We start from the raw sequence: 5,925 nt of genomic DNA, 5'->3' as shown, positions 1-5,925 counted from the left end.
GTCCGGCCCGTCGAACGCCCACCACCGCACATGCGCGGCCTCCAGCCCCACGGGAGCGGCCCCGATCATCCCGTCGTAACCGCAGAACGCGCACTGGTACTCGTAGGCGGTGAGCACCAACTCCCGCATCCGCCGGTCCCGCTGCCGCCTCGCGGCCGCGGTGGTCAGCGAGTCGGTCTCCGCCGACTCCATTTCCAGCCCCACCGCTTCGCACAGGTCCTGGTGCAGCGAGGGCGGGAAGTGCAGATCCAGCAGCACCCTCGCCATACGCCCCAGCAGCGAGGGCTCCCGCCGCAGCGCGGCCCGCAGCCCGGGCGCGAGCCGCCCGGTGGCCCGAAGGGCCCGCAACTCCCGCACCCCGGTGCCGGGACTGCCGACCCCGCGGTCGGTACGCACCTCCCACACCCCGTCGCTGACGAGATGGTGAAAGGGATAGGCGGGCGAAGTCCCGTGCGCCGGCCCGTACTCCACGAGCAGCCGCTTCAGCTCTGCCTCCACAACGCTGTAGTCCAACGCGCCCTCGGCATCCGCCTGAAAACGCCCCAGCGCATACAGCAACAACAACGGCTTGTGCGGAGCCCGCACCCCACCCCGACTCCACTGCCGCAACCCAGCGACCCGCTCAAGCCACTCCACGACCCACGATCGTAGGCGAGTGCATCACAGAAAGATCACACAATTTCTACAGCTCCACGGATTGATGCATGATGCATCGGAAACGCTGAGCACCATTCGTGGGGGGACCATGAACAGCCGCATCACCGCCGCCGCACTCGCCGTCGCAGCGCTGGGCGCGCTCACGGCGTGCGAAGGCACCGACACGAGCAGCGCCTCGAGCAAGCCCAGCACGGTCGCGTCCGACACGAGCCGGCCCAGCGCTGTCCCGTCAGCGACTGCGTCGACCGACAGCGACAAGGACACCGGCAAGGCCAAGACCGCGGCTCTGCCCGACATGACGGGCAAGGGCCTGCAGTCCGCCCAGGACCAGGCGCAGTCGGCCGGCTTCTACGCGCTCACCTCGCACGACGCTTCCGGCCGCGACCGCATGCAGGTCTTCGACCGCAACTGGAAGGTCTGCTCGCAGTCGCCCAAGGCGGGGGAGCACCCGACCGACACGACCGTCGACTTCGCCGCGGTCAAGCTGGAGGAGACCTGCCCGTCCAAGGACCAGGGAGCGAAGCCGGAAGCGGCCGGCTCCACCATGCCCGACTTCAAGGGCAAGTCCGTCAACGTGGCTCGCAAGGCCCTCGACAGCAGCACCAGCATCACGGTCAAGGACGTCTCCGGCCAGGACCGCTTCATCCTCATCGAGTCCAACTGGCAGGTCTGCACACAGAAGCCGGCCCCCGGGACCGAACTCGACGGCCAGCCGGTCACCCTGAACGCGGTGAAGTTCGGAGAAACCTGCTAATTCCCGACAAGCCGCCCGGGGGCTCTGCGAGTGCCGCTCACGACCGGGTGGCCGTCCCGCAGCCCGCGTCGCCGGCCTCGCGCATGCGCGTTTCCATCGACTTGCTCCGGTCGTACGGGTCGACCTCGGAGCCGTCCGCCGGGTGCGAAGCCGCGCGTTCCGCGCCGAACTCGGGGGCGAAGTAGCCGGTGGGGGTCCCGCAGCCGCCGTTGGTGGTGTCCGCCTTGTAGGAGACGAGGGAGAACGTACCCGGCTCGGTGATGACCTTCGCCGGGTCGTCCCAGCTCATCACGACCTCGCGGCGCACGATGGTGCGCACGACTTCATCGCTCCCCGCGGCGGCGCGGACGGCCGGATACACATACGTGACGTCGGTGGTCACCTCGACCGCGCCGCGCCTGCCTTCTCGGTACGTGATCCGCCCCCGTGTCTTGACCACGTCCCCGACGAGCCGGACCTTCGTCCTGTCGAACCGGCTGAACAGCAGCAGAGGATCGTTCTCCCGGCTGGGCGCACGGAACGCGGTCGCCAGGTAGTCCTGGACATCCCGCTGATGGGGATTGATCAGCGCGATCGCCTTCCTCGGCCGCTCCCCGCGCAGTACGCCGGGATCCAGACTGGACGCGACGAGGAAGTCGCGGCTCTTCTTCAGCGCCTGTGCGACCTGCCCCTTGTTCATCCAGCCGGTCGCCCGTGCCTCAGGCAGTCCGATCCCGGCCGTCCCGTCACCCCACTGCGCCGCGGGAGACCCCCTGAACGGCTGTCCCACAGTGGGACGTCGGGCTGCCGCTTCGGTCGGCGGCGGCTGATCCGGACGCTTCGATTCCACGGCGAGCGGCGCACTCCCGCCGCCTCCGTCTCCCCCTCCGAACCATCCGGCCACCAGCCCTGGACGCAGCGCCACGACCAGCAGGGCGGCCGCAACCAGCAGACCGAGCGCGTACCAGCCCTTGCCGCGCTGCCGCCGGGCCGGTTGGTGACCCCGCCACGGCTCCGGCCGGCCGCTCTCCTCCCGCAGCCGCCGCGCCACCATCCGGGCCCGCGCCGACGGCTCCTCGGGCGCGCCTTCGACCCCCGCCTCGGCCTCACGAAGGAAGCGCGCCCACTCCTCGTCCGGTATGGACTCCCCGCCCTTGCCCACGATGGGGCCCCGCCCTTCTCGCAAACCGGCCCCACCCACGGGGCCGGTCAGCCCTCGTACCTCAGTGGTCGTTCACGAAGTAGCCCTCGCCCGACAACACACCGCCGTCGCCGTCGAAGTAGAGGTCTATGCCGCGTCCCTCACGCAGGTTGTACTTGGCGCCGTCGCTGGCTCGATGACTCTTGCAGCTGCCGACGCCACCGCCGGCCGTCATCTCGTAGTTGTAGGGCCAGTCGAGGTCGCGGACCTGGACCACGGCCGAGTGCCCGTTCGCCTTCGTGTCGCACACCGAGACGACGTCGCCGTACTCCTTGACGTACACCCGTACACCCGAGGCTTCGTAGGTGTGGTCCCAGGTCGTTCCGGGATCCGTCGTGGCGGAGGCGCTGCCGGCACTCACCATCAGTGTGGCCGCTGCGGCCAACGCCGTCGCCCCTGCGCCGACACGACCGACTCGCAGCTTCATATCAAGCTTCCTTCCGTGCAGATGAGGGACAACCGGCCCCCGAACGCGCCGATCACGCAAGCGAGTCCGGGGACTCCCATCTCAGAGGTCCCTCTTGCCTGAACCAGGGAAAAGGGCACCGCCCGCTGGCACGGTCGCCGGATCAGCCGGCGTCTGCGCATGCCGGAATCCCCCGCCACCGCGGCCATCGCACCTTCTCGCCCGGGCCGGGATCCGGTTCTCATCGGCTCGGGACACGAGGGCAATGGCCGGGCGCCCCTCGCTGCGATCACTCGGCCTAGGCGATGACCCTATCAACACCCGTGTATACCAAAGCAGTCACACTCACGACCGGTCTCCACGACGCCCAGGACCGCGCCCCAACTCCGGCTGCCTGGCCGCCCTCGACGACTGCCTGCGCGGCAGCTGCCCCGGACCCTGACCCCAGACGGCCAGCCCTACGACCTGTTCGCCGAGGTCCTCGATGTCCTGGCTGAGGGGGGCTTGCACGTCACCTTGGCGTGATCGACCAGCAAGTCGAAGCCGACGCGCAGCGAGAGGTGAATTCTCGCCCACGGTAACTCTGTCGTCCGAGCTGGGTGACCATCTCGTCCCGCCGCTCCTCTTCCTTCCGCGTGGCGACGAGGAAGATCGGATCGATCGATGCCGCGGCTGGGACCGGCTCGCCGCTGACGACAAGTGGGAGGAACAGCTTCGTGTCCCTGCTGTCGGACCGGGGCGTCCCGCTGGAAGTGATCTCCCGGCTCGTCGGCCATTCCGGAACGGCCGTCACCGAGGAGGTCCACCGGAAGCAGATCCGGCCCGTGATCCAGACCGGCGCCGTGGTCATGGACGGCATCTTCGGCGCGCAGGTACGGCAGCCGTAGACGCGCGGAAAGCGGTAGTCACGCAGATAGACACGCAAGCGGAAACAGGTGAGGCACCTAGGAACGCTCCTAGGCGCCTCACCTGGTGTTTCGGCTGTCGGGGTGGCGGGATTTGAACCCACGACCTCTTCGTCCCGAACGAAGCGCGCTGCCAAGCTGCGCTACACCCCGATGTCACTGCTTGTCGCGGTGACGTCGTTTACTTTAGCCCACGGGTGGCCGGAGGCGAAATCCGGTTTTGGTGCGGCGGCGGACGGGGTTCGGGCGGGCGTGGTCCAGGGCCACGAGGAGCAGCGCGAGGGCGTAGAAGCAGAGGCCCAGGAGGAGGGCGTTGCCCAGGACGTGCTTGTAGCCGTGCTGGGCGACGTCGAGGAAGGGGTAGAGGTAGCGGTCCGGCGTGCCGGGGGACAGCAGCTCGCCTCGGATGAGGGAGAAGGCCAGGTAGGCCAGGGGGTAGAACAGCCAGGGGGCCGCCATGCGCAGGTGGAGGCGGTCGGGGGCGGTCAGCAGGAGCCAGTCCAGCAGGGCCGCGATCGGGGCCGCCGTGTGGAGGACGTGGGCCGCCGTCGACTGCCAGAGGGGGTGTGCTCCAGGGGTGCCCGTGATCGAGGCGCCGGCCGGCAGCAGGTGGTGGACCAGGCCCGCGATCGTGACGTAGAACACTGCCGCGCCGGTCAGGCCGGACGGGAGTGGACGGCGGGCGGCCCAGGCCCTGCGGGCCGAGACGGTCAGGACCAGGATCAGCAGGATGTTCGCCTGCACGGCGAAGTCGCACGCGACGCGGGCCGCGGGGCCGATGAGCATGTCGGCGGTCACCGCGGTCGCCGACATCGCGGCGATCAGGAGGCGGTAGGCCGCCGCCCAGGGGTGGCGGGCCGGTGCCACCACCGCGGTCGCGGGGACCGCGGACGGCATCAGTACGGGGATTCCCGGGATCGCGGGGAGGTCCGGTATGTCCCGCGGTATCGGGGGCGTCGGCGGTATCGGGGGTGTCTGGGCCGTCATGCCCTCACGGTAGGTAAGAGGGAGATAAGGGGCGATTCGGATGCCTCCGTGTGGGTTACGGAGGCCGCCGGAACGCCCGGTGGGCGGCCCCCGCAGCCCTGAGGGGCCGCCCCTGTCCCCTTACTCCCTGCCCACCAACGTCAGCAGCGTCGCCTCGGGGGGGCAGGCGAAGCGGACCGGGGTGTAGCGGTTGGTGCCGCAGCCCGCCGAGACGTGCAGGTAGGACGTGCGGCCCTCGGCCGTATGGGTGGACAGGCCCTTCACCCGGTCCGTGTCCAGGTCGCAGTTGGTGACCAGGGCGCCGTAGAACGGGATGCAGACCTGGCCGCCGTGGGTGTGGCCGGCCATGATCAGGGGGTACGCGTCGGCGGCGAAGGCGTCCAGTACGCGCAGGTACGGGGCGTGCACCACGCCCATCGAGAAGTCCGCCGAGCCGGACGGGCCGCCCGCCACCCGTGCGTAGCGGTCCCGCTTGATGTGCGGGTCGTCCAACCCGGTCAGCTCCACCGACACGCCCTCGACCTTGAGGATGCCGCGCGTGTTGGTCAGGTTCAGCCAGCCCGCCCCGTCGAAGCCGTCGCGCAGGTCCTCCCACGGGTTGTGGACCACGCCGACCGCGGGCGGGTTGCCGTTCAGGCCGTGGCGGCCGCTGGCCTTCTCCAGCAGGTAGCGGGCGGGGTTGCGGGGCCTGGGGCCGTAGTAGTCGTTGGAGCCGAAGACGTACGCACCCGGGAACTCCATCAGGGGGCCGAGCGAGTCCAGGACCTCCGGTACGGCCTCGGGGTCCGAGAGGTTGTCGCCGGTGTTGATCACGAAGTCCGGGCGCAGGCCGGCCAGCGAGCGCAGCCAGCGCTGCTTCTTGCGCTGGCCGCCGACCATGTGGATGTCGGAGACCTGCAGGACGCGCAGCGGGCGCATGCCCGAGGGCAGGACGGGGACGGTCACCCGTCGCAGGCGGAAGGAACGGGCCTCGAATCCCGCCGAGTAGAGGAGACCGGCGGTCGCGACCGCCGTGATGCCCAGGGGTACTCCGTAT

At 70.0% G+C, this 5,925-nt stretch carries 7 protein-coding genes, 1 tRNA gene and 1 pseudogene; 3 read left to right on the top strand and 6 right to left on the bottom strand.

Features of this window, described 5'->3' with window-relative positions; all coding sequences use genetic code 11:
* Positions 1 to 636: phosphorothioated DNA-binding restriction endonuclease (locus IE249_RS20370; RefSeq protein ID WP_229858895.1), on the bottom strand; the 636-nt coding region annotated here is incomplete at its 3' end.
* Between the two features lie 109 nt (positions 637 to 745).
* On the opposite strand from IE249_RS20370, the gene IE249_RS20365 reads away from it, so the two are divergent.
* A complete protein-coding gene (locus IE249_RS20365) occupies positions 746 to 1,411 on the top strand; it encodes a PASTA domain-containing protein (protein WP_189706516.1) in 666 nt (221 codons plus the stop codon).
* Positions 1,412 to 1,448: 37 nt separating this feature from the next.
* Here IE249_RS20365 and IE249_RS20360 read toward each other — a convergent pair whose 3' ends face one another.
* Complete coding sequence (locus tag IE249_RS20360; protein ID WP_189706514.1) at positions 1,449 to 2,552, bottom strand: hypothetical protein; 1,104 nt, start codon at positions 2,550 to 2,552, stop codon at positions 1,449 to 1,451.
* A 61-nt stretch (positions 2,553 to 2,613) separates the two neighbouring features.
* Positions 2,614 to 3,018, bottom strand: coding sequence for a hypothetical protein (locus IE249_RS20355; RefSeq protein ID WP_189706512.1), 405 nt, complete (start codon positions 3,016 to 3,018; stop codon positions 2,614 to 2,616).
* A gap of 367 nt (positions 3,019 to 3,385) precedes the next feature.
* On the opposite strand from IE249_RS20355, the pseudogene IE249_RS40280 reads away from it, so the two are divergent.
* Together IE249_RS40280 and IE249_RS20350 are read left to right on the top strand one after the other, a co-directional pair.
* Positions 3,386 to 3,522 (top strand): annotated as a pseudogene (locus tag IE249_RS40280) (barstar family protein); the annotation flags it as partial.
* A 191-nt stretch (positions 3,523 to 3,713) separates the two neighbouring features.
* A complete protein-coding gene (locus tag IE249_RS20350; RefSeq protein WP_189706510.1) occupies positions 3,714 to 3,884 on the top strand; it encodes a hypothetical protein in 171 nt (56 codons plus the stop codon).
* A gap of 97 nt (positions 3,885 to 3,981) precedes the next feature.
* On the opposite strand, the gene IE249_RS20345 is transcribed toward IE249_RS20350, so the two are convergent.
* The 3 genes from IE249_RS20345 to IE249_RS20335 all read right to left on the bottom strand — a co-directional run.
* A tRNA-Pro gene (locus IE249_RS20345) sits at positions 3,982 to 4,055 on the bottom strand.
* Positions 4,056 to 4,088: 33 nt separating this feature from the next.
* Entirely contained in the window at positions 4,089 to 4,889 is an 801-nt protein-coding gene (locus tag IE249_RS20340; RefSeq protein ID WP_189706508.1) for a Pr6Pr family membrane protein, read from the bottom strand.
* A gap of 120 nt (positions 4,890 to 5,009) precedes the next feature.
* A partial coding sequence (locus IE249_RS20335) for a metallophosphoesterase (RefSeq protein WP_189706506.1) occupies positions 5,010 to 5,925 on the bottom strand: 916 nt, incomplete at its 5' end.

It is taken from the genome of Streptomyces anandii JCM 4720, assembly GCF_014650655.1.
Taxonomy (GTDB): Bacteria; Actinomycetota; Actinomycetes; order Streptomycetales; family Streptomycetaceae; genus Streptomyces; species Streptomyces anandii.
The sequence above is the reverse complement of the archived record's forward strand: the minus strand, read 5'-3'. Positions and strand labels throughout refer to the sequence as shown.

Coding starts and splice junctions, on each gene's coding strand:
- IE249_RS20365 (WP_189706516.1), top strand. CDS start 746: ATGAACAGCCGCATCACCGCCGCCGCACTCGCCGTCGCAGCGCTGGGC.
- IE249_RS20355 (WP_189706512.1), bottom strand. CDS start 3,018: ATGAAGCTGCGAGTCGGTCGTGTCGGCGCAGGGGCGACGGCGTTGGCC.
- IE249_RS20340 (WP_189706508.1), bottom strand. CDS start 4,889: ATGACGGCCCAGACACCCCCGATACCGCCGACGCCCCCGATACCGCGG.